The sequence below is a fragment of the Arthrobacter sp. NQ7 genome (assembly GCF_029581595.2).
Classification (GTDB): domain Bacteria; phylum Actinomycetota; class Actinomycetes; order Actinomycetales; family Micrococcaceae; genus Arthrobacter; species Arthrobacter phenanthrenivorans_B.
On record NZ_JARFXU020000001.1, the window covers coordinates 68659 to 95376 of the forward strand.

The 26718-nt window shown below is 67.4% G+C and carries 21 protein-coding genes; 12 read left to right on the plus strand and 9 right to left on the minus strand.

Annotated elements, in window-relative coordinates; genetic code table 11:
* The first annotated feature begins 179 nt into the window (after window positions 1-179).
* Window positions 180-1013, plus strand: coding sequence for a pyrroline-5-carboxylate reductase (gene proC / locus PUN71_RS00305; RefSeq protein ID WP_277796908.1), 834 nt, complete (start codon window positions 180-182; stop codon window positions 1011-1013).
* A 7-nt stretch (window positions 1014-1020) separates the two neighbouring features.
* On the opposite strand, the gene PUN71_RS00310 is transcribed toward proC, so the two are convergent.
* Together PUN71_RS00310 and PUN71_RS00315 are read right to left on the minus strand one after the other, a co-directional pair.
* Window positions 1021-1707 carry a potassium channel family protein gene (locus PUN71_RS00310; RefSeq protein WP_043452434.1) on the minus strand — a complete coding sequence of 229 codons (687 nt, stop codon included), beginning with the start codon at window positions 1705-1707 and terminating at the stop codon, window positions 1021-1023.
* Complete coding sequence (locus tag PUN71_RS00315; protein ID WP_277796909.1) at window positions 1700-3133, minus strand: TrkH family potassium uptake protein; 1434 nt, start codon at window positions 3131-3133, stop codon at window positions 1700-1702. The genes PUN71_RS00310 and PUN71_RS00315 overlap by 8 nt, the downstream gene beginning before the upstream one ends.
* A gap of 104 nt (window positions 3134-3237) precedes the next feature.
* Between PUN71_RS00315 and PUN71_RS00320 the strand changes: the two genes are divergently transcribed.
* Together PUN71_RS00320 and PUN71_RS00325 are read left to right on the plus strand one after the other, a co-directional pair.
* Window positions 3238-4449, plus strand: a complete 1212-nt coding sequence (locus PUN71_RS00320; RefSeq protein ID WP_277796910.1) for an acetoin utilization protein AcuC — start codon at window positions 3238-3240, stop codon at window positions 4447-4449.
* Window positions 4450-4529: 80 nt separating this feature from the next.
* Window positions 4530-5237, plus strand: a complete 708-nt coding sequence (locus PUN71_RS00325) for an ArsR/SmtB family transcription factor (RefSeq protein ID WP_277796911.1) — start codon at window positions 4530-4532, stop codon at window positions 5235-5237.
* 3 nt (window positions 5238-5240) lie between these two features.
* Here PUN71_RS00325 and PUN71_RS00330 read toward each other — a convergent pair whose 3' ends face one another.
* On the minus strand, window positions 5241-6578 hold the full coding sequence (locus tag PUN71_RS00330) for an alpha-hydroxy acid oxidase (RefSeq protein ID WP_277796912.1): 1338 nt from the start codon (window positions 6576-6578) through the stop codon (window positions 5241-5243).
* A gap of 61 nt (window positions 6579-6639) precedes the next feature.
* Here PUN71_RS00330 and PUN71_RS00335 point away from each other — a divergent pair, with 61 nt between their 5' ends.
* Entirely contained in the window at window positions 6640-7368 is a 729-nt protein-coding gene (locus tag PUN71_RS00335; protein WP_277796913.1) for a FadR/GntR family transcriptional regulator, read from the plus strand.
* A 38-nt stretch (window positions 7369-7406) separates the two neighbouring features.
* Here PUN71_RS00335 and PUN71_RS00340 read toward each other — a convergent pair whose 3' ends face one another.
* Window positions 7407-8441, minus strand: a complete 1035-nt coding sequence (locus PUN71_RS00340; RefSeq protein WP_277796914.1) for a LacI family DNA-binding transcriptional regulator — start codon at window positions 8439-8441, stop codon at window positions 7407-7409.
* A gap of 351 nt (window positions 8442-8792) precedes the next feature.
* Between PUN71_RS00340 and PUN71_RS00345 the strand changes: the two genes are divergently transcribed.
* From PUN71_RS00345 to PUN71_RS00365, 5 genes are read left to right on the plus strand one after another with little or no spacing between them, the layout of a single operon-like run.
* Window positions 8793-10244, plus strand: a complete 1452-nt coding sequence (locus tag PUN71_RS00345) for a Gfo/Idh/MocA family protein (protein ID WP_277796915.1) — start codon at window positions 8793-8795, stop codon at window positions 10242-10244.
* A 9-nt stretch (window positions 10245-10253) separates the two neighbouring features.
* The gene (locus PUN71_RS00350) at window positions 10254-11219 is read left to right on the plus strand and encodes an NAD-dependent epimerase/dehydratase family protein (RefSeq protein WP_277796916.1); all 966 of its coding nucleotides are present in this window, start codon (window positions 10254-10256) and stop codon (window positions 11217-11219) included.
* Entirely contained in the window at window positions 11216-12121 is a 906-nt protein-coding gene (locus PUN71_RS00355; RefSeq protein ID WP_043452425.1) for a 5-dehydro-4-deoxyglucarate dehydratase, read from the plus strand. Before PUN71_RS00350 ends, PUN71_RS00355 begins: the two co-directional genes overlap by 4 nt.
* Entirely contained in the window at window positions 12121-13224 is a 1104-nt protein-coding gene (locus PUN71_RS00360) for a mandelate racemase/muconate lactonizing enzyme family protein (RefSeq protein ID WP_277796917.1), read from the plus strand. Before PUN71_RS00355 ends, PUN71_RS00360 begins: the two co-directional genes overlap by 1 nt.
* A 33-nt stretch (window positions 13225-13257) precedes the next feature.
* Complete coding sequence (locus PUN71_RS00365; RefSeq protein ID WP_277796918.1) at window positions 13258-14709, plus strand: aldehyde dehydrogenase (NADP(+)); 1452 nt, start codon at window positions 13258-13260, stop codon at window positions 14707-14709.
* A gap of 228 nt (window positions 14710-14937) precedes the next feature.
* Here PUN71_RS00365 and PUN71_RS00370 read toward each other — a convergent pair whose 3' ends face one another.
* The 4 genes from PUN71_RS00370 to PUN71_RS00385 are packed head-to-tail and all read right to left on the minus strand — an operon-like array spanning window position 14938 to window position 20593.
* Entirely contained in the window at window positions 14938-16053 is a 1116-nt protein-coding gene (locus tag PUN71_RS00370; RefSeq protein WP_277796919.1) for a M24 family metallopeptidase, read from the minus strand.
* A complete protein-coding gene (locus tag PUN71_RS00375) occupies window positions 16050-18101 on the minus strand; it encodes a DUF6807 family protein (RefSeq protein WP_277796920.1) in 2052 nt (683 codons plus the stop codon). Before PUN71_RS00375 ends, PUN71_RS00370 begins: the two co-directional genes overlap by 4 nt.
* A 31-nt stretch (window positions 18102-18132) precedes the next feature.
* Window positions 18133-19254: an acetylxylan esterase gene (locus PUN71_RS00380; protein ID WP_277796921.1), complete on the minus strand. Its 1122-nt coding sequence runs from the start codon at window positions 19252-19254 to the stop codon at window positions 18133-18135.
* A 43-nt stretch (window positions 19255-19297) separates the two neighbouring features.
* A complete protein-coding gene (locus tag PUN71_RS00385) occupies window positions 19298-20593 on the minus strand; it encodes an ABC transporter substrate-binding protein (protein ID WP_277796922.1) in 1296 nt (431 codons plus the stop codon).
* Window positions 20594-20935: 342 nt separating this feature from the next.
* Between PUN71_RS00385 and PUN71_RS00390 the strand changes: the two genes are divergently transcribed.
* The 3 genes from PUN71_RS00390 to PUN71_RS00400 all read left to right on the plus strand — a co-directional run bounded on the left by PUN71_RS00390 (window position 20936) and on the right by PUN71_RS00400 (window position 24415).
* Entirely contained in the window at window positions 20936-21880 is a 945-nt protein-coding gene (locus tag PUN71_RS00390; RefSeq protein WP_043452421.1) for a carbohydrate ABC transporter permease, read from the plus strand.
* Window positions 21870-22811 carry a carbohydrate ABC transporter permease gene (locus tag PUN71_RS00395; RefSeq protein ID WP_277796923.1) on the plus strand — a complete coding sequence of 314 codons (942 nt, stop codon included), beginning with the start codon at window positions 21870-21872 and terminating at the stop codon, window positions 22809-22811. The genes PUN71_RS00390 and PUN71_RS00395 overlap by 11 nt, the downstream gene beginning before the upstream one ends.
* 245 nt (window positions 22812-23056) lie before the next feature.
* Window positions 23057-24415 (plus strand): ABC transporter substrate-binding protein, encoded by a 1359-nt coding sequence (locus tag PUN71_RS00400; RefSeq protein ID WP_277796924.1) that lies wholly within the window; start codon window positions 23057-23059, stop codon window positions 24413-24415.
* Window positions 24416-24685: 270 nt separating this feature from the next.
* Here PUN71_RS00400 and PUN71_RS00405 read toward each other — a convergent pair whose 3' ends face one another.
* Window positions 24686-26701: a beta-galactosidase gene (locus PUN71_RS00405; RefSeq protein ID WP_277796925.1), complete on the minus strand. Its 2016-nt coding sequence runs from the start codon at window positions 26699-26701 to the stop codon at window positions 24686-24688.
* Between the last annotated feature and the right edge of the window lie 17 nt (window positions 26702-26718).

Below are 26718 nucleotides of genomic sequence, written 5' to 3' on the forward strand. Positions count from 1 at the left end.
CAGGAAAATGGGGGAAAACCTGTTGCCGCGCCGCCGGTGCCCTGGCAGGCATCCCCATGCCTGCCGCATCACTCGCACCCTCAATGAGGTAATAACTACGTTAGGACCCCAAGTTGTGTGCTGCCTGCGCCCAAGATGGGAGTTGCCTGTGAATGCGTGGGAACTGCAATGATGGAGGCATGAGCAACCGAATCGCATTCCTTGGCTGTGGATCCATGAACGAGGCCATTCTTGGCGGCCTGCTGGAAGCAGGAACGGAACCCGGGGATGTGGTGGCCACGGTCCGCCGTGCCGCCCGCGCCCAGGAACTGGCCGAGCGGTACCCCGGCATCACCGCCATCGCCGGCGAGGAGGAACCCGACAACAACCGGCAGGCCACCAAGGGCTCCGCCGTCGTGATCCTCGGCGTCAAGCCGGTGGGCATCGCGGACCTGGCCCGCGAAATCGGACCCGCGCTTTCACCGGACACTGTCGTGGTCAGCGTAGCTGCCGCGGTCTCGATCGCCCAACTGGAAGCGGCGCTCCCTGAGGGGCAGCCGGTCATCAGGACCATGCCCAACACGCCGGCAAGGCTGGGCCGCGGCGTCGTGTCCGTCTCGCCCGGTACCCACTGCACGCCTGGGCAGCTCCGGAAAGTCAAGGACATCCTGGAGGGTGCCGGCACCGTCGTCGAGGTTCCCGAGGAACAGGTGGACGCGCTCTCGGCCATCAGCGGGTCCGGACCGGCTTACGCGTTCTACCTGGCGGAGGCGATGGCGTCCGCCGGGGAGAAGCTGGGCCTTGACCGCGAGCTGTCGGTGCTGCTGGCACGCGAAACGGTGGCGGGCGCAGGGCTGATGCTGGCCGAGCCCGGTGCGGATCCCGCCGCACTGCGCAAAGCGGTCACCAGCCCCAACGGCACCACCGAGCGCGCCATCGCCACCTTTGACGAGCAGGGCATTCCAGCCATCATTGCCGCCGGCGCGAAGGCTGCAGCCGACCGCGCAGCGGAGATCACCCGCCAGCTCGGCTAGCCGCGGATCAGGGCCGGGCCGCGAACCGCTCCAGCAGGTCCACGTGGCCGGAGACGATGAGCATGTCCCGCGAGGACACCTTGGTCTCGGGCCGGGCGTACGTGAAGTCCTCCCCGGGCGACTTCACGCCCACAATGGTGACGCCGTACTTGGACCGGACCTTGGACTCGTCCAGCGTGAACCCCACCGTCTCGCGCGGCGGGTACATTTTCACGATCGCGAAGTCGTCGTCGAACTCGATGAAGTCCAGCATGCGCCCCGAAACCAGGTGCGCGGCACGGACACCGGCGTCTGCCTCCGGGTAGATGACGTGGTTGGCGCCGATCCGCGTGAGGATCTTGCCGTGGGACGGCGTGATGGCCTTGACCCAGAGGTGCTCAATGCCAAGGTCCACCAGGTTGACGGTGATGAGCACCGAGGACTCGATGGAGGTGCCCACGCCCACGACGGCGGAGCTGAACTCCTGCGCGCCCAACTGGCGGAGGGCGTCGATGTTGGTGGCGTCGGCCTCCACCACGTGGGTCAGCAGCGGAGCCCATTTCTGCACCAGGCTCCGGTCGCGTTCGATCGCGAGGACTTCCCGGCCCTGCTTGACCAACTGCTCTGCGGTGGACGATCCGAAGCGGCCCAGCCCGATGACCAGGACCGGGGCGTTGTGGGCGGGGCGCCTGGGGGCGTCGGTGGAACTAGCCAATGATCGGCCTCTCTTCGGGGTAGTGGTACAACTGGCTGCGCTGGCGCAGGGCCAGTGCAGCGGCGAGGGTAACTGTACCCACGCGGCCGGCAAACATCAGCGCCGTTAGGACGTAGACCCCGGCGGGCGGGACTTCCGCGCTCAGGTTCGTGCTGAGCCCCACGGTGGCGAACGCGGAAATGGTTTCGAACAGGACCCGGTCAAGCGACTGGCCGCTGATGTGCAGCAGCAGGAAAGCCGACACTGACACCAGGGTGGCGCCGGCCACAATCACGGAGATGGCCACCCGCATGCTGCCCTGCGGAATGGTCCTGCCGTAGACCTTGACGTCGGCGTCGCCGCGGGCCTCGGCGATGATGGCAAGGAACATCACGGCGATGGTTGTGACCTTGATGCCGCCGGCCGTGGAGGCCGAGCCGCCGCCGGCGAACATCAGGGCATCGGTCAGCAGCATGGTGGTGGAATCCATCTGGTTCTGGTCCACCAGGTTGAATCCACCCGAACGGGTCATCACGGAGGCGAAGAGCGCGTGGGTGATCTTGTCCCCCACGCTCATCGTGCCGATGGTCCGGACGTTGTCCCACTCCATCAGGCCCCACAGGAATGCTCCCGCAACCAGCAGGATGAGGGAGACCTGGATGGTGAGCTTGGTGTGCAGGTTCCACTTCTTCCAGTTCAGCCCGTTCTGCTGCAGCACCATGACCACCGGGAATCCCAGGCTGCCCATGAACACACCCACCATGAGGGGGATGAGGATCCAGAGGTCGGTCTCGTAGGGCACGATGCCGTCCGAGTGCGGGGTGAAACCGGCATTGTTGAAGGACGAAATGGCGTAGAAGATGCCGTGCCAGACGGACTGCCAGAAGGGCTCGCCCAGTCCGAGGAACCGCGGTACCAGCGCAAGCGCAAGGACCCCTTCGATGACCACGGACGTGCTGATGACGATCCGGAGGAGGGTACCCACCTCGCCCAGGCGGCCGGCGTTGTTCATGGACTCCGCGGCGATGATCTTGCCGCGGACACCAAGCCGCTTGCTGACCATCAGGGCCAGCAATGACGCGAGCGTCAGCGTTCCCAGGCCGCCGATGAAGATGCCCACCAGGATCACCAGCTGGCCGAAGAAGGACCAGTGGACCGCCGTCGACACCACCGTAAGGCCGGTGACGCACACTGCCGAGACCGCGGTGAAGAGCGCCTGGTGGACCGGTGTGGGTGTTCCGTCGGCAGAGGAGACCGGCAGGGACAGCAGGAACGTGAAGACCGTGCAGACCGCGGCGAAGGCCGTCAGGGCCAGCCGGGCCGGGGTGGTGTTGGCGATGTCGTCGATGAAGTCGCGCAGCCGCGTCAAGATCCAAAGGCCCTCCCGCTCCTGCGCCGGGGGGTGCCAGGTGGCCGGGGTCCGGGGCCTCGACTGGCTCTGCGTCATGTGTGGCTTTTCCTCGGTTGAAACGGCTTCCCCCAGTAGTAAACCACTAAAGGCCGCGTCATGGCCGGACGGGCGGCGGTGCGCGCTCGGGTAGCCTGTGATTGATGACATACCTGCCGGGACTCAGCCAGCCCGCGCCGCCGACGATGGTGGCGTGGAGTCCAGACATGACAGCGTACAACTTTGGTCCCGGCCACCCCATGGCGCCGGAGCGGATGGACCTGACCGCCCGCCTGGCCCGCAGCCTGGGGCTTTTCGATTTGGACCACGTCAACGTGGCGGCGCCGGAGGTGGCCTCCGACGCGGAGCTGGAGTCCGTCCATGCGCCCGATTACGTGGCGGCAGTGCGCCGGGTCAGCGCCGATCCTTCACAGCCGGACGAATCCCGGGGCCTGGGGACGGAGGATGACCCCGCGTTTGCCGGCATGCATGAGGCGTCCGCCCGGCTGGCCGGCGGGTCCCTGCTGGCCGCCGAACGGGTGCTTGACGGGTCAGCCCTTCATGCTGTGAACTTCGGCGGCGGAATGCACCATGCGGCCCGTGACCGGGCCAGCGGCTTCTGCATCTATAACGACGCCGCCCTTGCCGTGCAGAAGCTGCTGGACGGCGGGGTACGCAAAGTGGCCTACATCGACGTCGACGCCCACCACGGCGACGGGACGCAGAACATCTTCTGGGACGATCCCCGCGTTTTGACGCTCTCGCTGCACGAGACGGGGCTGACCCTCTTCCCGGGGACCGGGTTCGCGAATGAGATCGGCGGCCCTGCCGCTGAAGGAACGGCCGTCAACGTCGCCCTGCCGGCCGGCACCGCGGACGCCGGCTGGCTGCGGGCCTTCTACGCCGTGGTGCCCCAACTGGTGGGCGCGTTCGCGCCGGAGGTGATCGTGAGCCAGCATGGCTGCGATTCGCACCGCAGCGACCCCCTTACGCACCTCAACCTCAGTGTGGACGGACAGCGCGAGGCAGCGAACGCCGTCGGGCATCTTGCGGAGCGTTACTGCGGTGGCCGCTGGATCGCCACCGGCGGCGGGGGCTACAACGTGCTGGACGTGGTGCCGCGGGCGTGGAGCCACCTGGTGGCGATCGCCGCGGGGCGGCCCGTGCCGGTGCGCACCCCGGTGCCGGGCGACTGGCGGCAGTACGTGATGGAGAAGTTCGGCACAGAGGCGCCCGCCCTCATGGGCGATGACGTGGAGCTGTGGTGGCGTTCCTGGGAAGTGGGCTTCGACCCGAACGACGCCGTGGACCGCACCGTCATGGCCACCCGCAAGGCAGTGTTTCCGCTGCACGGGCTGGACCCCTGGTTCGACTAGCACAAATGCGGCCACCGTCGGCGTGCGGCAGCCCGAAATAGTTGATGCCTTTCGGCGTATATGTCGCTAGGGTGGGAGGCATGGTGACAGACGACGTATTTGCCGTCATAGCGGAATCCACGCGGCGGGACATCCTGGTGGCCCTGCGCGCGGGGGATAAAGCCGTGGGGGAGTTGGTGGAGGAGCTGGCGGCGAGCCAGCCCACCATTTCCAAGCACCTGAAAGTCCTTCGCGAAGCCCAGCTGGTCAGCATGCGCGCGCAGGGCCAGAAACGGTACTACGCGCTTAACCGCGGGCCGCTGGAGGGGATCGCAAGCTGGCTCGAGACGTTCGACGTCGGCGCCAAGGCGTCCGCGTCGCCCAACAGCACGCTCCAGGCAGTTCCACACACGTCGGTCCAAAGCCAGGAAGCGCGGGGCGGGGAAGTGCCCGCAGGGAAAGCCCTGGACCCGGCCGCCCAGGGCCGGAAGGAGACCGGTCAAGCCGCAGCGGAGCAGGCGCCCGCCCACCTGAAGGAAGGCGTGGCCGCTGCTGCCGCCGCCCTGCCCCCGGCCTCCCGGACAGCGGAGCCGCAGCAGCCGGCACGGGAGGAGGTCCCGGCGCCCGTCCTGGTGCGGGAAGGCGCCGAGCTGAGTCCCGCCGTCGTGATTCCCGGCGGCACCGCAGCCCCGCTCAGTGACGACAGCGTCCCGCAGCAGATTGGCCGCACCGTGGGCCGCGCCGCCACGAAGGCCGCGGACCTGCTGGCCAACCTGCCGACGCTGCCCAAGTTCGGGCGCCGGAAGTAGCGCCTACTTCCCCAGCAGCCGCACGTGCTCCGGGGTCAGCTCGGAAATACGGCTGACGCCCAGCAGGGCCATGGTGCGTGCCATGTCCTTTTCCAGGATCTGAAGGGCACGGTCCACGCCGGCGCGGCCACCGGCCATCAGGCCGTACAGGTAGGCGCGCCCGATCAGGGTGAAATCGGCACCGAGCGCCAGGGCCGCCACGATGTCCGCGCCACTCATGATGCCGGTGTCCAGGATGATGGCGGCTTCGCTGTTGTCCCCCGCGAAGGCCTGCTTTACCTCCGGGAGCAGGTGGAAGGGAATGGGCGCGCGGTCGAGCTGGCGGCCGCCGTGGTTGGACAGGACAACGCCGTCAGCGCCGTGGTCCACCACGCGGCGGGCGTCCTCCACGGTCTGGATGCCCTTGACCACCAGCTTGCCCTTCCAGGTTTCGCGCAGCCAGTCGAGGTCCTCGAAGGTGAGGGTGGGGTCGAACATGGAGTTGATGAGGTCCGCGACGGTGCCGGTGTAGCGGGACAGCGACGCGAAGGTCAGCGGTTCGTGGGTGAGGAAGTTGAACCACCAGGCGGGCCGGTAGGAGGCGTCCAGGACAGTCTTGACCGTCAGTGCCGGCGGGATGGTCATGCCGTTGCGGACGTCACGGAGGCGGGCGCCGGCCACGGCAGTGTCCACGGTGACCATGAGGGTGTCATTGCCGGCTTTCGCGGCGCGTTCAATCAGTTCAAGGGAGCGGTCCCGGTCCGTCCAGAGGTACAGCTGGAACCAGTTGCGGCCGTTCGGCGCGGCTGCCGCCACATCCTCGATCGACGCCGTGCCCATCGTGGAAAGGGTGTAGGGGATGCCGGCGGCTTCGGCGGCCCGCGAGCCCGCGTATTCACCCTCGGACTGCATCATCCGGGTGAAGCCCGTGGGCGCGATCCCGACCGGCAGCCGGGAAGGCTTGCCGAGGATGTCAGTGCTGAGGTCGATGCTGGAGACATTGCGCAGGATGCCGGGCCGGAACTCGATGTCCAGGAAGGCCTGGCGGGCGCGGCGGAGTGTGATCTCCTCCTCGGCGGCCCCGTCCGTGTAGTCGAACGGCGCTTTGGGCGTGCGGCGCTTTGCGATGTCGCGCAGTTCCCAGATGGTGCTGGCCCGCTTCAGCCGCGCTTCCTTGCTGAACTCCGGCTTCTTGAACTGCATCAGGGGTGCCAGGTCCGAGTACTTGGGGATGCGGCGCTTGAGGGCAGGAGGCAGGGCGTACGACGGCGGCGCCGGGCTGGCTGCCGGTGCTGCCGGAATGTCCGTGGTCCCCGGAGCCGGGGTGGCCTCGGGATTGTTCGGCTGGATGGTGTGCGTCATGGCGTCCTTCCGTTCGGCTGGTGCCGGTCCGGTCTGCTGTGGTCCAACCACACTCTAGGCCATGTGGTTGGACCACATCAAGTACCATGGACCGGTGCGTACCCATCAGCTGGTCCTGTCGTGGATCGAGAACGAGCTCGCCGCCGGAAGGCTGACCGTGGGTGGGCGGCTGCCCGCGGAAAGAAGCCTGGCCGAGCAGCTCAAGGTGTCCCGCACCTCGGTCCGCGAGGCAGTCCGGATCCTGGAGGCGATGGGGGTGGTCCGCGCCGGCGTGGGGTCGGGCCCGGACGCAGGCACAGTGGTGATTTCGGACCCCACCTCCGCTCTTGGCTCAGCCCTCCGGCTGCACGTCGCTACCCAGCACCTGCCCGTGGCGGACATCGTGGAAACCCGCATCCTGCTGGAATCGTGGGCGGCGGGCAAGGCCCGTCCGGACGCCCCGGAGCTGGCGGAGGCCGCGGCCCTGCTGGACGCCATGGACATGCCGGAGGATCTGGCGGTCAATGAGTTCCTGGCCCTCGATGTCCGGTTCCACCTGGCCCTTGCCAACGCCGCCGGCAATGCCGTGGTCAGCGCCATGATGGGCTCGCTGCGCGAAGCCATCCAGGGCTACGCGGCTGAGCTGACGGCCGGCCTTCCGGACTGGAAGGCAACCGCGGCCAGGCTGCATGGGGAGCACCAGGGCATTCTGGCAGCCATCAGGAACGACGACGGCGGGCGTGCGGCCAGGCTGGTGGCCGCCCATATCGAGGGGTACTACCAAGAGGCCGGGCTGGGGAGAAGCGCCTAAGGGGCCCCGGGTCGGGCTTCCATTCAGCCATCGACTGCTTAGCCGTGCACAGTGCTGCGCGGAGCCTTGACCGGACCGGTGCTGGCCCGGACTTCCAGCCGCGGCTGGTAGCGGCTGCCAGGGGCCTCGTTTCCTTCCTTCCGGATCAATGCGCGCAGCTGGTGCCATGCCTGCTCGCCCAGTTCGGTGATGGGGACGGCCGCGGTGGTGAGTGCCGGCGTCGTATACCTGGCGAAGGGAATGTCGTCGAAACCGGTGACGGAAATGTCACCCGGGACATCCAGGCCGCGCTCGTGCAGCCCGCTCATCAGGCCCATGGCCACCAGGTCGTTGAAGGCCAGGATTCCGGTGGCGCCGCTGGCCAGCACGGCATCAACGGCTTCATGCCCGGTATCGAAGTCCGACCCGCCTTCCAGCATGGTCACGTCAACCTCGGGATGGGCAGCCTTAAAGTTTTCCAGGCCCTTGAGGCGCATTTCATTGGAAGCGCTGCGGGGCGGTCCCGCGAGGAAGGCCAGGCGTGTGTGGCCCAGTTCCACAAGGTGCCCGGCGATGTCCTGGACGCCTTGGCCGTAGTCCACCACCAGGCTGGGGACATCCGGGGCGGCCGTGGTGCGGTTGATCAGCACCAGGGGATGGAGCGACGGGGCAATCTCCTCCAATTCCGCATCGGTCATGCGGGGGGCGCACAAGACCAGCCCGTCGCACCGCCGCCTCGCTTCGCCCGCCAGGATCGACTCCTCGCTGGACACTTCAAAGGAATCGGCAATGAGCACCCGGTAGCCGTCCTGGGCGGCGGCCCTGCTCAGGCCGCGAAGGATCGCCTGGAAGGTGGGGTTGGCCAGGTCCGGCACCACGATGCCGATAGTGTCCGTTTTGCCCAGGGCCAGGCTGCGGCCCACCGGGTTGGGCTGGTACTTCAGTTCCGCGGCGGCGGCACGGACCCGGGCCGCGATGTCGGGATCCACGGTGAAGTTCCCGTTCATGACGCGTGAAACCGTTGCATGCGAAACTCCCGCTTTCACGGCGACATCCGCGATGCCGATCCTGCCGCTTGCCGATTTCCTGGCCATAAGGAACCCTTCGTTTGCGCCGCCGGGCAGTCCCGCCGCGACAGACTGGTCACCGCGGCAGCCGCGCCCGGACGGCAGGTGCTTTGACAGACAGCATATACGGGAGCAGGAAACCGATTTCTACCCTGCTTCCTGCTGGTTTCCGGAGCCGCGCATCCGGATTTGCACGGATGTCATGGAAAACGCTTTCTTCCGTGCCAGCAAATGGTTGACGGATACGCCGAGGGGTTGATACAACATCTATAGGGCAATGAGAAAACGCTTTCTCAGCTCTCTTCGCATGGTGCAGCAAAGTGCCGCCGCCGAATCCCCGCACCCCGCTGCGGAACACAAGTTTTCGAAAGGGACCCCATGGTCAACACAGCCGAGACCACGTCGGCCGCCGCTGCTTCCGACACCGGCACCGCCGCCGCTGACACCGCCGCCCCACTTGCCGCACCCGGAAAGGACGGAAAGGCCCGGATCGCCCTCATCGGCACCGGCGGCCGCTCCGAGATGTACGTCCGTGCCATCTTCGGCAAGCACGCGGACACGGCCGAGCTGGTGGCCTTTTCCGACGTCAACCCCGGGCGGGTGGAGTTCTACCAGAAGCTCGTCCAGGAGCTGGGCGCCCCGGGGCCTGTGGCATCGTTCGACCCCGCGGAGCTCACCAGCTTCGTCCAGGCCAATGCCATCGACCGCATTATCGTCACCACGCCCGACTACACCCACGCCGACTACATCGTGGAGGGACTCCAGGCGGGGGCGGACGTCGTCGTGGAAAAACCCCTGACCATCGACGCGGAAAGCTGCCGTCGCATTGTCCAGGCCGTCCATGCAACCGGCCGGAACGTGGTGGTGACCTTCAACTACCGCTACTCGCCGCGCAACAGTGCGCTGAAGGAAATCATCCAGAGCGGCGTGATCGGCAAAGTGACCTCCATCGACTTCAGTTGGGTCCTGGACACCGTCCACGGCGCGGACTACTTCCGCCGCTGGCACCGGGAGAAGAAAAACTCCGGCGGCCTGCTGATCCACAAGGCTTCCCACCACTTCGACCTGGTCAACTGGTGGATCGACGACGTCCCCGAACGGGTCTTTGCCTCCGGCGGCCTGAAGTTCTACGGCGACAGGAACGCCGCCGAGCGCGGCCTGGGCCCCCGCCCTGAACGCGGGACGCCCGACGCCGATGCCCCCGCCGGCGATAAGGACCCCTTCGCGCTGGACCTCAGGGAGGATGAGCGGCTCAAGGCCCTCTTCCTCGACAACGAGCACTACGACGGTTACCGCCGCGACCAGGACGTCTTCACCGCCGGCATCACCATCGAGGACAACCTCGCCCTCGTTGTGGAGTACCAGGGCGGCCCGCGACTGAGCTACTCGCTGAACGCCCACAGCCCCTGGGAAGGCTACCGCGTGGCAGTCAACGGTACCGAGGGGCGTGCAGAGCTGGAAGTGGTGGAACGCGCCGCGGTCCTGCACAGCACTGACCGGAAGACTGTGGTGGATCCCAGCGCGACGCCGGTGGAGGAAGAAGACGCAGTACGCCGCAACGGTGAACGCCTGGTGGTCCAGCGCCACTGGGAGGCCGCCTACGAGGTGCCGATCGTCAACGGCGAAGGCGGCCACGGCGGCGGCGACGAACTGCTGCTCTCGGACCTGTTCAACGGCCCCGGCGAGGATCCGCTGGGCCGTCCTTCCGGCTACCTGGACGGCCTGCGGTCCGTTTCCGTGGGCATCGCCGGCAACAGGTCGCTCGAAACCTCCCTGCCCGTCCGCGTCGAGGACCTGGACCTCGGCGTCGACCTGCGCCGCGGCAAGTAAGGAAAAAACATGAGCAGGATATTCGTCACCGGTGGCTCGGGCCGCCTGGGCCGCAGCGTGGTGGCGGGACTGGCCCTCGCAGGCCACGAGGTGGTCTCGGTTGACCGCGAGGCGGTGCCCGCCGGACTTCTGCCGGCCGGCGTCGTCCAGGAAACCGCGGACCTCCTGGCGCCCGGGGAGGCTGCCCGGCTGATCGGGGCAGTAAGGCCCGACGCCGTCATCCACCTCGCGGCGATCGCCGTGCCGTTCAGCGCGCCGGAGGACGTCATTTTCGGCACCAACACGCGGCTTGCCTTCGCCGTCATCAGCGCTGCCACGGAGCTGGGCGTGCCAAAAATCGTCACCGCCAGCAGCCCCACCGTCCTGGGCTACGGCTGTCCCGCGGGCTGGCTGCCGCCGTCGTTCCCGCTGGACGAACGCACCCCGCCCAAGCCCTGGAACGCCTACGCCCTGTCCAAGCTCATCGCCGAACAGACCGTGCAGATGTTCGCCGCCGCCCAGGGGGAAAAGATCCGCTATGCGGCGTTCCGCCCCTGCTTCGTGATCTCGCCCGAGGAATGGGACGGTGCCCCCACCCAGCAGGGCCACACGCTCGCCGAACGGCTGGCCGACCCCGCCCTCTCCGCGCCGGCACTGTTCAACTACGTGGACGCGCGGGATGTGGCGGACTTCCTGGACCTGCTCCTGCAGCGGATGGGGGACATTCCCAACGGGGAAACCTTCTTCGTCGGGGCAGCCGACGCCCTTGCCACGGCACCCCTAGCGGAACTGATGCCCCGGTTCCTGCCGGGAAGCGAGGCGCTCAGCGCCGGCCTCACCGGCACCAGCCCGGCGTTCTCGATTGCCAAGGCCCGGGAACTGCTCGGCTGGCAGCCCAGGCGCACCTGGCGCACCGAACTCAAGTCCAACCACACCCTCAACGACGAGGCCCTGCCGCTGGTCACCGCCGGCGGCGGAGGCAAGGAGACATCATGAAATTCGACGGCGTACTCTTCTTCCCCGTCACCCCGTTCACGGCCGAAGGCTCCGTCGACGTGGAACTGCTCAAGGAACACATCAGCTCCCGGCTGCCCTTTGGTCCCGGCGGTGTGTTCCCCGCCTGCGGCACCGGCGAATTCCATGCCCTCAGCATCGATGAAGTCCGCACCGTGGTGGCCGCCGCCGTCGAGGTCGTCGCAGGAAAAGTGCCCGTGGTGGCCGGCGCCGGCGGACCCCTGGGCCACGCCCTTGCCGCGGCCAAAGCTGCTGAAGAAGCCGGCGCGGACGCCCTCCTGGTGCTGCCGCCCTACCTGGTGACCGGTCCTACGGACGGGCTGGTGGCCTACATCGAGGCTGTTGCCGGCGCCAGCAGCCTGCCGGTCATCGTCTACCACCGCGGCAACGCAAAGTTCACCGCCGCGTCCATGGCCAAACTCGCCGGCAACCCCAAGGTCATCGGCTTCAAGGACGGCCTGGGCGACGTTGGCCTGGCCCAGGAAATCGTCACGGCGGTCCACGCCGCCGGCCGGACCGACTTCGCCTTCTTCAACGGCCTGCTCACCGCCGAACTGACCCAGGGCGCCTACCGGGGACTGGGCATCCCGCTCTACTCCTCGGCCGCGTTCGCCATGGCGCCCGAAATCGCCAAGGCCTACTACGACGCCTACACCGCGGGGGACGAGGACCGCCGCAACGCACTGCTCGAGGGCTTCTACGCGCCGCTGGTCCGCCTCCGCGACCAGACCCCCGGTTTTGGCGTTTCCCTGATCAAGGCCGGACTGCGCCTGGCCGGACTGCCGGTGGGATCCGTCCGGCCGCCGCTGGTCGACCCCACGGAAGAGCAGCTCGTGGAACTGAAGGCCATCCTGGCCAAGGGCTACGAGCTGGCCGGCCACTGATGAGCGCGCCGGCGGCCCAGGCTGTGCGGACTGTTCCCAGCATCACCGGCCTGTCCACCCGGCTCCTGACAGTTCCACTGCGCAGGTCCTGGGGTGCGGAGGCACCGGAGAACCACGTGATCGCCACCGAGGTCCATACGGACGACGGCGGCACGGGCTACGGGTTCTCCTGGACACCCACGATCGGCCCGCAGGCCGCCAAGGCGCTGCTGGACTACGACATCGCCCCGTTCATCACGGGACTGCCCGCGTCGCCGGAGGCAGTATGGGACGCGCTGTGGAAGCGGCTCCACGAGGCCGGCGGCGGGGGACTCACCACCATCGCTATGGCGGGCGTGGACCTGGCGCTCTGGGACCTGCAGGCCACCCGGGCCGGCACCTCCGTCACCGGCCTCATCGGCCGGCGGCAGGAATCCGCCGAGGTGTACGGGTCCGGGGTGAACCTGCACTACACGCTGGAGGAGCTGGTGGCGCAGGCTGAACGCTGGGTTGCCGCAGGCCACCAGGCGGTGAAGATCAAGGTGGGCAAGCCGGACCTCCGCGAAGACTACGAACGCGTGCAGGCCGTCCGCTCCGTCCTGGGCCCGCACCGCAGGCTCATGATTGACGCCAACCAGCGCTGGGACCTGCCGGCCACCTTCCGGGCCCTGGACGTCCTGTCCGAATTCGGCCTTGACTGGCTTGAGGAACCCCTCCGGGCCGACGACCTGTGGGCCTACCGGCGGCTCCGGAAACATTCACCGGTACCCATCGCCCTTGGCGAAAACCTCCACACCATCTACCGGTTCCGCGATTTCATTGAGGCGGAAGCAGTGGACATTATCCAGCCGAACATCATCAGGGTCGGCGGCATCACCCCCTTCCGGCGGATCGTGGAGCTGGCGCGGACCAACAGCATCAGGGTGATGCCGCACCTGCTGCCCGAACTGTCAGGACAGCTGGCCCTGACCCTGGCCGAGCCCACCCTGGTGGAGGACGTTGAAGACGCGTCGTTCGAGCAGCTGGGCATCCTGGCCGGGCCGCCGCCGGTGCGGTTCACCTCCAGCAGGGTCACCCTGGCGGACCGGCCCGGGCTGGGTTTCCGCTTTAAGGACGGGCTGTGACCAAGAACCCCGAGACAAGAACAGGTACCTGACGTGACAACTGCAACGCTTTCCCTGACCGAACTCACCGCCGCCGCCACCTCGGCAGCCAAAATCGCCGCGGCTGCCTCCGACGCCGAACGCGCGGTCTGGCTGACCGCCGTCGCCGACGCCCTGGACGCCCACGCCAGTGAACTGGTGGAGATCGCCGATTCCGAGACAAGCCTTGGCGCCACGCGGCTCACCGGCGAGGTGGCACGCACCACCGGCCAGCTGCGGCTGTTCGCCCGCGTGATCACCGAGGGCTCCTACCTGGAAGCCATCATCGACCACGCGGATCCGGCCGCCACCCCGCCCCGGCCGGACCTCCGCCGGATCCTCAAGCCCATCGGCCCCGTGGCCGTCTTCTCCGCATCGAATTTCCCATTCGCCTTCTCTGTTGCCGGCGGCGACACCGCCTCGGCCCTCGCCGTGGGCTGCTCCGTCATCGTGAAGGCCCACTCCGGCCACCTGCGGCTCTCCGAGCGGACCGCGGAGATCGTGGCAGAGGCACTCCGCGGCGCGGGAGCACCCGAAGGTATCTTCGCCCTGGTCCACGGCCGCGAAGTGGGCACCGCACTGGTCCAGGATTCGGCCATCAAAGCCGTGCTCTTCACCGGCTCCATCCCCGGCGGCCGCGCCCTGTTCGACCTCGCCACCTCCCGGCCCGATCCCATCCCGTTCTACGGCGAACTGGGCAGCCTCAACCCTGTGGTCATCACGGCCGCTGCACTGCAGGCCCGCCCGGGAGAGCTCGCCGCGGGCCTTGCCGGGTCCTTCACCCTCGGCGCTGGGCAGTTCTGCACCAAGCCGGGCCTGGTGTTCATCCCCGCCGGGACGCAGTTCGCCGCCGAAGTTGCCGCGGCCAGCAAAGACAAACCGGCCCACGGCATGCTGACCAGCCGCATCGCGGAAGCCTACCCGCACGGCCTGCGCAGCTTTGCCGCGGTGGACGGCGTTGACGTGGTCAGCGGCAGCGTGGAGCAGGACGCCGTTGCCAACGGAGCGGCGCCGGTGGTCTTCTCCACCACGGCCGGGAAGGTCCTGGAACGCCCGGAGCAGCTGCTGGAGGAATGCTTCGGACCCACCACCATCCTTATCGAGTACGCGGACCAGGACCAGCTTTCCGCCGTCCTGGCAAAGGTCCCGGGAAGCCTCACCGCCACCCTGCACGCCCAGCCCGGTGAAGACATCGCGGGCCTGGTGGAGCAGCTGTCCGGGCTGGCCGGACGCGTCCTCTTCGAGGGCTGGCCCACCGGGGTAGCCGTCAACTGGGCGCAGCAGCACGGCGGCCCCTACCCCGCCACCACGTCCCTGTTCACCTCGGTCGGCGCGACGGCGGTCCGCCGGTTCCAGCGTCCGGTCGCCTACCAGGACGCCCCGGAGGACGTCCTGCACCCGGCGCTGCGCGAGGACAACCCGCTGGGTATCCCGCGGCGGGTGGACGGGGAACTGGTGCTTCCGTAACACGCTCTCTCACCGAATACGGGACGAGCACAAACGCTCCCGCAGTTGTTGCCGCGGCTCCTGGCGACGCGCAAATTTTCCTTCGACGCGCAGATTCCCGGACGCGCCCAAATATGGGGTGCGTTAGGGTACGCGCGGGTCGACAGTGAATTTGCGCGTCGATAGCGGGCGTCAGACGGAGAAAACCCCGGAGCCGGTCGGCTCCGGGGTACTTGCCTGCCACCTTTGTTACAGCTGCAGCGTGACCGGCCGGGCCAGGCCGTTGACCGTGGTCACCGGCCAGCGCGGGTCCACGGTCAGGATGCGCAGCCCGGAATCGGTGAGCTGCACCGTGTCCTCGATCTTGACCCCGGGGCCGGTGGGGTTCCAGGTGAAGGCCTGGTCCAGCACCACGGCATCGGTGGCACTCGAGGTGACCCGCGGATCGCGTCCCGCATAGCCGGCCGGACCGCCCTGGTGGTGTTGCTCCCACTGGTCCGCCCCGAAGCCGTGCCGGACGTAGGCGGCCTGGATCTCTGCGAAGATCCGGTCCAGCCGTGCGCCGGGGACAGTCGCGTCGAAAATGTCCGCCTCCACGGCCGCGATGCGCGCCTCGGCGTCGCGCTCTTCCGGGGTGCTGGCGTCGAACCTCGCCCATCGGGTGATGTTGGCAACCAGGCCGTCCCGCCGGGCGCAGACTACGGCCATGGCGCGCCTGCCCAGCGGGGAGTGCGTGGCCAAGGGATGCCGGAAGGCGCTGCGGGAGCTGCCGTTGCACAGGAGTACCAGCGGTTCCGCGCCGGCGGCCACCACGCGGGCGGCCAGCGCCGAAACCAGGCCGAATTCCGTGGTGTCCGGCCGGGCGGCGGACAGGACGTCCGTCAGGATGGCGGCCAGTTCGGCGCTGAGCAGGGAGTAGCGGGCACTTTCCGCGGGCAGGAGCTGCTGGCGCGCGGCGCGCAGTTCAGTGGCGGCCTCCGCTTCGGCCAGCGGAGGCTGCGTGCTGGTCCCGATGGCGGCCGCGGCCTGGTGCAGGTTGCCGTACCAGGGCACGGTGTGCAGGTTGACCTGCGCGGGAAGCTCCTCGGCCGCGATCCTGCCGGCTTCGTTGTTGAACGTCACCAGGTGGTCGCCGCTGCGGTCCACCAGCAGGGCGGCGATGGGATCCCCGGCCAGGCTGATGTGGACGCGGCTGCCGTCCAGGTACCAGGTCAGGGCCGTATTGGAGGTCAGGAGCAGGGAATCGCGGCCGGCGGCATCCAGGATGTCCAGCACCCGCCGGCGCTTGATGGCCCGGTCCGTCCGTGATCCCGGAGCCAGGCGCGCCTCCTGCAGAGGGGCGGCTGCGGTTGTTGCCTGTGTCATGACGGGTCCCCCTGGTGGTTGAGCAGTGCTTCGATGTCGGGTGTGGCCAGGAATCCGTCGGCCACGAAAACGGTGATGCTGCGCCGGACCGGACTGCCCGGCGCTGCGATGACGGGAGTGTCCCAGGCCAGCGACTGGCCCACGCCCGGGTAGCCGTCCACCCGGACAAACCACGGGTCGGTTGAGCCTTCCGGAGCAACGAAGACCAGGGTGGCTGGGCCGCCGTCGAACTGTCCTGACCAGGCGAGCCAGCGGGTGACGCTGCCGTGGGTCCCTGCTTCGCCGCTGCCCGCCGGCGTCCACACCGTGGCGTCCCGGCAACCTGGCAGGCGCCAGAAGAATCCGCCGTAGCCGCCCTCAAAGCGGCCGTTGGATCCGGGGCTGCCCAGGCTGACCGGGTGGTCTCCCGCAGGCGACAGCGCAAAGTCCAGCGACAGGCGCCAGGTGGACGGCGCGACGCCGGCCCACGCCCAGGTGCGTTCCTCCACCAGGACGGGCGAACCGTCCGGGCCGCTCCAGACGAGGTCCTCCTGCAGCCGGCCCTCCCGGCCGTCCACGGCGTCGTTCTCCTCGGTCACGGTGCTGGTGACGGCGATGCTGCCGTGGTCCGGGCGCCAGATGTAGCGTCCGGCGTCCCTGGTGTAGGTGCGGCCGCCCCAGAAGTTCACGCCGTCCACGTCCTGGAGGGCAACGCCGGCGCCGAGGTGCCACACATGGTCCAGCGGCATGTGGTCTGTGACCACGGTTCCGCCCAGGGTGCGGACGGGGTGGAGGTAGGGGCGGGGGGAGGAGACCGCGCGGATGTGGTTGCCGTCCTGGTAGTCCGCAACGGAGCGGCCGTCTACGGTCAGTGTCCGGACCGGCGGAAGGGGGCGGGCCCAGGGGACGCCGAGTTCGGCGAACGTGGCCTCCGCCTTAATGGCGCGCTCCATGAGGTCGGAGATGCCCCGGACCACCGGGTGGGCGCCGTCGCCTTCGCCCTCCCACGTCAGGTAGGCGGAATCGATCGGGGCAGGCGCGGGCGATGTCCTGATGGCTTCCAGGACGGCGGTGAAGGCTCCGGTGTCCTCCAGGCCGGCCAGCAGCGGCGCCCCCGTGGCGCGGGCAGCCAATAGGTTCTCGAGCAGGTCGGTGCGGCCGTACGCCTCCCGGCGCTCGCCGTCGGGGGTGGTGATGGTTACCTCGTCCTTCGTGTACGAGAGGGTGATGTCGCCCAGGGTGCCGTGCACCGTGACCGTGGGGTCCAGCTGCCCGGGTGCACAGAGGGTGAGGGCGCACAGCAGCGTGGCTCCCCGGGCCGTTCGCACCCGCAGGACCGAGGTGTCATCGCTTTCGGTGTCGTTCGCCCGGTACAGGTCCGTCTCAACGGATGCGACATCCGCCAAGGTGTGTGCACCGGCCAGGTGGAGGCCCGTTGCCACGGCATGGGCGAGTGCGTTGGTTGCCACGCCGTCCACGACGTCGGTTCCGTCCAGGCTGCGCCTTCCGGCCCAGCGTGAGCGCTTGAAGTAGGCCTTGGTCCGCAACCACTGTCCCGTGGCGCTCAGGCCAAGCACGGTCCCGATCTCCCCGCCGGCAACCAGGCTGTGGATGGCGGGCAGGGCGTGGGAGCCCAGGCTCTGGAAACCCACCTGGACCAGCCGTCCGCTGTCTTTGGCAGCGGCGAGGACTTCTTCGAACTGGGCGAGGGAAGCCACCGGGGGCTTCTCGACGTAGACGTCCTTGCCCGCCGCCAGCGCGGCGAGGGCCAGCGGCGCATGGGTCTGGATGGGCGTGGCGATGATGACGACGTCGACGCCAGGGTCCGCGGCCAGCAGCCCGTCCAGGCCTGGGAACACCGCAACAGTGCCCGCCAAAGTGCCGGGCAGGGGCGGGTTGGGATCGGCGACGGCTGCCAGATCCAGGGCGCCGGCCTTTTCGAGCCGGGCAAGGTTGGCGAGGTGGCGTTCACCGAACCCGTGCACACCCACCAGGGCAATCCGCGGGACGGCGGTGGAGGCGGGCTGCTGGTGTGGTGCGTCCGCGGCGGCGGAGGACTGTGTGGTCACGGTGGTCCTTGGGGAGCTGGTGGAAAGGGGGTCAGGCGGCCAGGGTTTCGGCCAGGAAATCGATGGCTTCATCCTGCATGCCGGCAGTGAAGATGTGGCCGCCGGGCCAGAACCTGCCGGTGTACGTGTCCGTGCCGCTGTGAAGGGCTTCCAGAAGCCGGTGCGCCGTGCGCATGCCGTCTTCCGGAAAGAGCTCGTCGGCCAGGGCGTACTGGACCAGGAACCGGGCGGCGGCCGACTTGCCCGTGAGTTCCGGCCAGTCGCCCAGCTTCCACAGCCCGGGGGTCTGCAGCAGCCAGGAGTGTGCGTCGAGGTAGGCGGGAAGGAGCGATTCGAAGGTGGTCATCATGCACGCCACCACGGCGGCGCGGACCCGGGGGCTGAGGGCGGCGAGGGCGAGGGACCGGCCGCCGCCACCGGAGAACCCGATGCAGCCGAGGCGCCCGCTGTCCACGCCGGGGAGCGCTGCCAGGATGTCCAGCGCGGCGAGGTCGTCGTGGGCCACCATTCCTGCCAGGCTGGTGCCCAGCAGGCCGGCGGCCTTGGCAACGGTGTCCTCGTGGAAGGCTGCCGCGGCGTTGTATTCGTCTGCATCCGAAGGTACGACGCCGTCCTCCCGCCACTGTGCCTGTCTCGCCGCTGCTGCGGCGCCCGTCCGCCAGGGCGGCGTGGAAAGGTCGAACCTGCGGCTGCCCCAGGCAAACGAGTCGTGTGCCAGGACCGCAAAACCGCGGCGTGCGATGTCCGTGGCCAGTGCCCGGCCGTCGTAGTGGCCCGCGCGGGCAGCAGCGGCCGACGGGTGCGCCTCCGGAAGGTCGACCAGGCGGTCGGCGCCGCCGAACTTGTTTCCGCCATGGCAGTGCAGTGCGAGGATGCCGGGAAGGGGGCCGGTACCTCCGGCCGGGCGGACCAGCCAGCCCGTGCTGCGGGGTCCGAATCCCAACTGCCAGCTGAGCTGGGAGGTGGTGGCGCCGTCGTACGTCTCCTCCCAATGCACCGTTACCGCGGAAGGTGCAGACAGCCCGGGCACGTCGAGTGCGTCCGAAAGCTCCTGCCCAGGTGCATGGGAGGCCTGGTGGCGGGGATGCCGGCGGACGTAGGCAGGCCAGTCGTCATAGCCCGGAATGGCGCTGGGGCGGGGTGCCTGGGTCATCTGCCTGCCTCCTTTCGATGAGGTATGCGTGGTGCGGCGGGGGTCAGGTGAGGTTTTGGTTGACCTCGGAGATCATGCCTTTCGCGGCGTCGCGCGGCGAGATCTTTCCGAAGAGTACATCCGTGTTGTAACGGTTCAAAACTTCCATGGTCGCGGAGGACCCGGCCGGGAACGGCTTGGGGGCCCCGACCTTCATCGCGGCGATGCGGTCCAGGTAGGCCGCCTCCTTCTGCTGGGTTTCCTTCAGCAGGGGAGTGATGCCGGCCTTGAGCTCCGTGTTGGCGGGCATGCCGCGGTCGCTCTTGATCTTGGCCGCTGCGTCCATGGTGTTGACCAGGTAGTTGATGAAGAGCGCCGCTTCCTTGGGCTGTTTGGATTTGGATGAGATGGCGTATTCCATGGAGGACCGCAGCCAGGCGCCGGGTTGCCTGCTTTCGCCGGGCAGCTTGGCCATGACCAGCGGCGCCCCCGAGTAGGACGTCATCTGGTTGCTCCAGGAGATCTTCATGCCCTGCTTGCCCTGCCCCATCAGGGTCAGCTCCGGCTGCGCGGAGCCGTCCTCCACGGTCTGTGATGCGGAAGGGGCGCCGCCGGTGTCCATGAGCTTCTTGTTGAGCTCGAACCAGCGGGAGAGGGTGTCCTCGCTGATGCCCATTTTCTTCCCGTCGTCCGTGTAAAGCTCTTCACCGTTCTGGCGGGCCCAGACGGCCAGGAAGGAGTCGTTGGCCATCGGGGTAGTGCCGAAGGTTCCGGCGGGCGACTTCTGGGTGATGTCGGCGGCGATCCTCGCGTAGTCGTCCCAGGTCCAGGTCTCGTCATCAGGCATGGCCACACCCGCGGCCTCGAAGACCTTCGGGTCGAGGACCATGGACATGGAGTTGACGCCCGCGGTGATGGTGTACTGCGTACCGTCGATCTTGCCCAGGTCCACGGTTCCTTCCGCGAACTTTGAGGTGTCGATCTGGTCCTTCACCTTGTCCAGGTCCAGGAGGACACCGCGGCTGGCGTACTCACTGGGATAGGCGCCGCTCATGGCGATCACGTCCGGGGTGGTCCCGCCCGCGATCTGGGTGGCCATCTTGTCCCAGTACGAGCTGTATTCGGTGTTTTCGCCCTGCACCCTAATACCGGGATTGGCTGCCTCGAAGGCCTTGATGACCTCCATGGTGGTCTTGGCCCTGGAATCGTTGCCCCACCAGGCGAAGCGGATGGTCACCGGATCTTCGGCCGTCCCCACCTTTCCTGCCTGCGGGCTGCTGCCGCAGCCGGTCAGGACCAGGGCCAGCGCGGCGGCGGCGCCGGTGACGCCCATGACGGATTTCTTGAGACCGAACTTCATTGTTGCGCCCCTTGGCTTGTAGTTTGAACCGGCATGACCCGGGCAACAGAAAGCGTTTTCTCAAAACTAACAAAGGGCTATACAGGAGTCAAGAAAGCGTTTACTTTGGTACGGAGCCGCAATTTTCACCGGTACCCGGCCGCCGCACTGCTGAATCTCCCGGAAGGGTATCGGCAGGCTGCTGCGCCGGAAGGTGCCGGACCCCGCATCGCCTGGCGATGACCGCAACGTGGAGGCCACGATGACCAAAGGAGACCACATGGCCGCAAAACACATTCCCAGGGCACTGCGTCCGGCCTGGCCGGCCGCAGCAGGCCCGGCGTACCGCAGGAAGGAGCTCCGGTGAGCGCCATCAGTGAACTGTCCTCGCTGAGCCGCAGGAAAGGCAGGGCCACTCCTGAAGAAAAGAAGGCCAACAGGCGGGACAACAAGGCCGCCTACATCTTCCTGCTTCCGTGGCTGGTGGGCCTGGTGGCGATCACCATCGGTCCCATGCTGATGTCCCTCTACCTCTCCTTCACCGATTACAACCTGCTGCAGCCCCCGGAGTGGACCGGGCTGGACAACTTCACGCGGATGCTCAGTGATGCCCGGCTGCACAACTCGCTGCGGGTGACTTTTACGTACGTTTTCATTGGCGTGCCGCTGCAGCTGGCGGTGGCGCTGCTGATTGCCCTCGTCCTGGACAAGGGCCTCCGAGGTCTTCCGTTCTACCGTTCGGTGTTCTACCTGCCGTCGCTGCTGGGCGGCTCGGTGGCCGTGGCCATCCTGTGGAAGCAGATCTTCGGTACCACCGGACTCGTCAACCAGGTGCTTGCGATGTTCGGGATCCAGGGGCCCGGATGGATTTCGGACCCGAGCACCGCTTTGGGCTCCATCATCCTGCTGCATGTGTGGACCTTCGGGGCGCCCATGATCATCTTCCTGGCGGGCCTGCGGCAAATCCCCACCATGTACTACGAGGCCGCAAAGGTGGACGGTGCCAGCACGCTGCAGCAGTTCTGGCGGATCACCATGCCGATGCTGAGCCCGATCATCTTCTTCAATCTGGTGCTGCAGATCATTGGGTCCTTCCAGTCGTTCACCCAGGCGTTCATCGTCTCCGGCGGCAACGGCGGCCCGTCGGACTCCACCATGTTCTTCACGCTGTACCTGTACCAGAAGGGCTTCGGCCAGTTCGACATGGGCTACGCGTCCGCCATGGCCTGGGTGCTGCTGCTCATCATCGGTGTCTTCACCGCCATCAACTTCATCGCTTCTAAGTATTGGGTTTTCTATGACGACTAAGCTTCAGACGCTGCCCACCACTGGCAAGTCCGCGGGTGACGGCAAGCCTACGAACCGCAAGCCCAGGGTCCGCGAGTCCCGGGGAACCCTGTCCTTCAGCCGGGCCCAGCGCGGCAAGGCGCTGATGAAGCACGCCATCCTGATCCTGGCCGGTGGATTGATGATCTACCCGCTGCTGTGGATGGTGGTCTCCTCCCTGCGTCCCAACGAACTCATCTTCCGCGAGCCCGGCCTGTGGCTGAACAGCCTGGAAATGAGCAATTACACCTCCGGCTGGTCAGCCCTGACCCACCCGTTCGGCCACTACATGCTCAACTCGGCCATCGTGGTGATCGGCTCGATCCTGGGCAACCTGGTCTCCTGTTCCATGGCCGCCTATGCCTTTGCCCGGCTGCAGTTCACCGGCAAGAAGCTGTTCTTCGGCATTATGCTGCTGACCATCATGCTGCCGTTCCACGTGGTCATCGTGCCGCAGTACATCCTGTTTTCCCAGATCGGGTGGGTTAACACGTTCTGGCCGCTGCTGGTGCCCAAACTGCTGGCTACCGACGCCTTCTTCGTTTTCCTGATGGTGCAGTTCATCCGCGGCATCCCGCGCGAACTCGATGAGGCCGCCCGGATCGACGGCGCCGGCCACCCCCGGATCTTCCTGCGCGTGATTTTGCCGCTGATGGTGCCCGCACTGGCCACCACCACCATCTTCACGTTTATCTGGACCTGGAACGACTTCTTCGGTGCCCTGATCTACCTCACGGACCCGGATATGTTTACCGTTCCGGTGGCGCTGCGTGCGTTCGTGGATTCGCAGTCAGCCACCAGCTGGGGGTCCTTGTTCGCCATGTCCATCGTGTCGCTGCTGCCCGTCTTCTTGGTGTTCCTCTTCGGCCAGCGGTTCCTCATAAAGGGCATCGCCACCACCGGCATCAAATAGTCCCGCCTCCCAAGTCCCCACCCCGAACGGCCCGTCCCTATTGGCGGGCCGTTCGGCTGTCCGCCGCGATTAGTACCGGCGGTGCCGGTCGGAGAAAGCTCTTGTATTACAAGTAGCCTACTTGTAGTATCTAGAGTCAGAAAGCGCTTTCAGAACATCCGGGCCGCCCTTCGAGGGGCGGTGAAGCACCCCAACCGCAACCCGGAAACCCACCGCACCATGATCAACGAAGATCGGAGTAGACAGTGCCGCTTTTTCCCCGACCTGCATCCGCTGCCACGCAGCATGCAGGGGCACCAACATCAGGCGCCAGGCGCCGACCCCGTAAGGCCGCCGTTGTCGCCGCTGCCGTGGCCGCCGTGATGGCCCTCAGCGCCTGCGGAGGAGGATCAGCACCGCAGAACGCCGACGGGACCGTGGAGCTCCGCTTCTCCTGGTGGGGCGGCGACAAGCGCGCCCAGCTGACCCAGGAAGCCATCAAGCAGTTCGAGGCAGAGAACCCCAAGATCAAGATCAAGCCGGAATTCGGGGACTGGAGCGGCTACTGGGACAAGCTCGCCACCCAGGTGGCGGCCAACGACGCCCCCGACATCATCCAAATGGATGAAAAGTACATCACTGAGTACTCCAGTCGTGGCGCCCTCCTGGACCTGTCCAAGTACGACATCGACACGTCCAAGCTGGACGAGGCTGCACTGAACGCCGGCAAGGGCGAAAAGGGGCTGACCGGCATCGCCGCCGGCATCAACGCCGCCACGATCCTGGCCAACCCCGCCGTCTTCCAGGCCGCCGGGGTTCCCCTGCCTGACGACTCAAAGTGGACATGGGACGACTTTGGCCGCATCGCCGCCGAAATCACCGCCAAATCCCCCAAGGGGACCTACGGCGCAGCAGCATACGGTACCGACGAGGCTTCGCTGGGTGTGTGGCTGCGGCAGAACGGCAAGTCACTGTACACGGCCGATGGCAAGCTCGGCTTCGAGCCGGGCGACATCGCCGAATGGTGGGCGTTCCTGAAGGAGCTGAGCCAGAAGAAGGCAGTGCCCTCCGCGTCCGAAGTCGTTGAAGCCGAAGCTGCGCCGCTTGACCAAAGCGGCCTGGCGACCGGGAAGAACGGCATGGCGTTCTGGTGGTCCAACCAGGCGCCGGCGCTGGAAAAGGCCAGCGGCGGAGACCTGAAGATCCTACGGTTCCCCACGAAGACCGGCTCGGCGGCCGACGCCCAGCTTTGGTACAAGGCTTCGCAGTTCTGGTCGGCATCCTCACGGACCAAGCACCCGCAGGAGACAGCCAAGTTCATCAACTTCCTGACCAACAACGTCAAAGCCGGCGAGGCTCTCCTGGCCGACCGGGGCGTCTACCCGAACTCGGAGGTCCGCGCAGCCATCCAGCCGAAACTGACCCCGGCCGACGTCAAGGTGGTCACGTTCATCGACCAGATTAAGGATGAACTCGGCGAGGCCCCGGCCCCGCCGCCCAAGGGCGCCGGAGCAATCCAGGAAATCATCAAACGCTACACCTCGGAAGTCCTGTTCGAGCGGCTTTCCCCCGAGGAAGCCGGCAAGAAAGCGACGGACGAAATGAAGTCCGCCATCAGCAGCTAGTCCTACCCCGCCAACACGGCTCCGGACAGATCGGATGGATGCCTCCCCATCCCAGACGTCCGACGGCGGGTGGCAGCCCTGCCCGGCAGGAACCAACGGTTCCTGCCGGGCAGGGCTGTTTAAGGCCGGGAGAACTCCCGGGCGCAAGCCGTCCGAAACGGGGCACTTCGACACGGACATGCCGGCCGCCGTCGTCATGTACACCGAAAAACGCGGTCAAAGTGCCCCGGGACGGCCGGTCAGTGCGGTCGAACTTCCCGGAATGCGGGCCTAACCCTCCGCCACCACCGCCACACCGCCTGCAGGAACCGTGCCCGTGAACGCCTTACCCGTCAGCAGGTCGGTCCCGGAGGCTTCCACTGCAGCCTCCGAGCGGGTGTGGTTAATCGCGAACAGGAAGCTCTGCCCGTCCGGAGCGAACCTGCGCACACGTTCCACGCCAGGATCAGCGGCGGCAACGGGGGAGACCCCGGACTCCGCCAGCAGCCGGTCCAGCAGCGACTCGATCCCGTCCCGGTCCGGGAAGGTGGCGAGGTACCAGGCGGCACCCGAACCCACGGCACGCCGGGTCAGCGACGGAACGCCTTCCAGCGGATACCCGGTGAAGGTCTGGATGGCCTCAGCCCCGGACAGGTGGACGTGCTCGCTCCAGACCGATGACACCGCGCCGTCGCTCAACCTGAGCTGGCCGCCGGCAAGGAGCGGATGGAACTCCTCCACCCGTACCCCGAGGAGCTCACGGAAAGCCCCGGGATAACCCCCCAGCCGCACGTGGTCCTGCATGTCCACGATCCCGCTGAAGTAGCTCACCAGCACCGTGGCACCGGCAGCGGCGGCAGCAGCGATGTTGGCGGCGTCCCCATCCGAAACCGCATACAGCGTGCACACCAGCACCAAATCGTAGCCCTCCAGCGACGCTGAAGGGTGGACCAGGTCCACGGAGATCCCGCGCAGGACCAGGGCGCGGTGGAACGCCCGCAGCAGGTCCAGGTACTTCACGTCGACGCTGGGCTTCGAATCAATCTCGCTGGCCCACCACGCCTCGTAGTCAAAGACAATGGCAGCACGGGACCGGACCCGGGACCCGCGCACCGGCTCCAGCCGCTTCAGCGCCGCGCCCAGCTCCACCACCTCCCGCCACACCCTCGTATCCCGGCCGCCGTGCGGCACCATCGCGGAGTGGAACTTCTCGGAGCCAGCGAAGCTTTGCCGCCACTGGAAGAACATCACGGCGTCTGCCCCGCGGGCCACGTGCGCCAGCGAATTCCTGAGCATCTCGCCGGGCATCTTGGGCTGGTTGCGGGGCTGCCAGTTAACGGCCGACGTCGAATGTTCCATCAGGATCCACGGCTCGCCGCCCGCAATGCCACGGGTGAGGTCTGCGCTGAACGCGAGTTCGATATGCCGTTCGGGGTCCGCCGCAACCAGGTAGTGGTCGTTGGCGATGACGTCCAGGTCCTTGGCCCAGTCGAAGTAGTCCATGGACTTGGTGGCACTTGACGCCATCAGGTTGGTGGTGCAGGGAACGTCCGGGGTCACCTCGCGCAGGACGGCCACCAGCTCCCGGTAGTAGTCCATCAGCGCCCATGAGCTGAACCGCTGGAAGTCCAGCTGCTGGCCCGGGTTAAGCGTGGACGGCGCGACGGCGGGAGGCTGGATTTCGTCGAAGGAGCCATAGTTCTGGGACCAGAATGCCGTGCCCCAGGAGGCATTCAGGGCATCGATGGTCCCGTAGCGGCGTTCCAGCCAGCCACGGAAGGCGGCGGCGTCCTCCTCCCCATAGAACTCCGAGACGTGGCAGCCCAGTTCGTTGTCCACGTGCCACAGGGCAAGGGCCGGGTGGGCCCTGTACCGTTCGGCCAGGACACGGGTGATTCCGGTGGCATAGCGGCGGTAGGCGGCCGACGACGGTGTGTAGTGCCGCCGTGAGCCCGGCCCCAGCACGGTTCCGTCAGCCGTGACCGGCAGGATTTCCGGATGCTTGCGGACCAGCCAGGCCGGGGGAGCGGCCGTGGCGGTGGCCAGGGCGACCTTCACGCCGATGCCCGCGAGGTTGTCCATGACCTCATCCAGCCAGCCGAAGTCGTACTGCCCCTCGGCCGGTTCCAGCAGGGCCCAGGAAAAGATCCCGACGCTGAGGAAATTCACACCGGCTTCCTGCATCAAGTCCAGGTCCTCAAGCCGGACGCTGACGGGCCACTGTTCGGGGTTGTAATCGCCGCCGAACGCGATGCCCCCGACCTTGTTCCATATGCTTCCGGGGCGGCTGGTTTCCTGCGATGTCATGGGACTCCTTTGTCTAC

Coding starts and splice junctions, on each gene's coding strand:
- PUN71_RS00370 (WP_277796919.1), bottom strand. CDS start 16,053: ATGACACAGGCAACAACCGCAGCCGCCCCTCTGCAGGAGGCGCGCCTG.
- PUN71_RS00315 (WP_277796909.1), bottom strand. CDS start 3,133: ATGACGCAGAGCCAGTCGAGGCCCCGGACCCCGGCCACCTGGCACCCC.
- PUN71_RS00405 (WP_277796925.1), bottom strand. CDS start 26,701: ATGACATCGCAGGAAACCAGCCGCCCCGGAAGCATATGGAACAAGGTC.
- PUN71_RS00360 (WP_277796917.1), top strand. CDS start 12,121: ATGAGCGCGCCGGCGGCCCAGGCTGTGCGGACTGTTCCCAGCATCACC.
- PUN71_RS00340 (WP_277796914.1), bottom strand. CDS start 8,441: ATGGCCAGGAAATCGGCAAGCGGCAGGATCGGCATCGCGGATGTCGCC.
- PUN71_RS00320 (WP_277796910.1), top strand. CDS start 3,238: ATGACATACCTGCCGGGACTCAGCCAGCCCGCGCCGCCGACGATGGTG.
- PUN71_RS00325 (WP_277796911.1), top strand. CDS start 4,530: ATGGTGACAGACGACGTATTTGCCGTCATAGCGGAATCCACGCGGCGG.
- PUN71_RS00345 (WP_277796915.1), top strand. CDS start 8,793: ATGGTCAACACAGCCGAGACCACGTCGGCCGCCGCTGCTTCCGACACC.
- PUN71_RS00350 (WP_277796916.1), top strand. CDS start 10,254: ATGAGCAGGATATTCGTCACCGGTGGCTCGGGCCGCCTGGGCCGCAGC.
- PUN71_RS00395 (WP_277796923.1), top strand. CDS start 21,870: ATGACGACTAAGCTTCAGACGCTGCCCACCACTGGCAAGTCCGCGGGT.
- PUN71_RS00355 (WP_043452425.1), top strand. CDS start 11,216: ATGAAATTCGACGGCGTACTCTTCTTCCCCGTCACCCCGTTCACGGCC.
- PUN71_RS00330 (WP_277796912.1), bottom strand. CDS start 6,578: ATGACGCACACCATCCAGCCGAACAATCCCGAGGCCACCCCGGCTCCG.
- proC (WP_277796908.1), top strand. CDS start 180: ATGAGCAACCGAATCGCATTCCTTGGCTGTGGATCCATGAACGAGGCC.
- PUN71_RS00385 (WP_277796922.1), bottom strand. CDS start 20,593: ATGAAGTTCGGTCTCAAGAAATCCGTCATGGGCGTCACCGGCGCCGCC.
- PUN71_RS00380 (WP_277796921.1), bottom strand. CDS start 19,254: ATGACCCAGGCACCCCGCCCCAGCGCCATTCCGGGCTATGACGACTGG.
- PUN71_RS00335 (WP_277796913.1), top strand. CDS start 6,640: ATGTGGTTGGACCACATCAAGTACCATGGACCGGTGCGTACCCATCAG.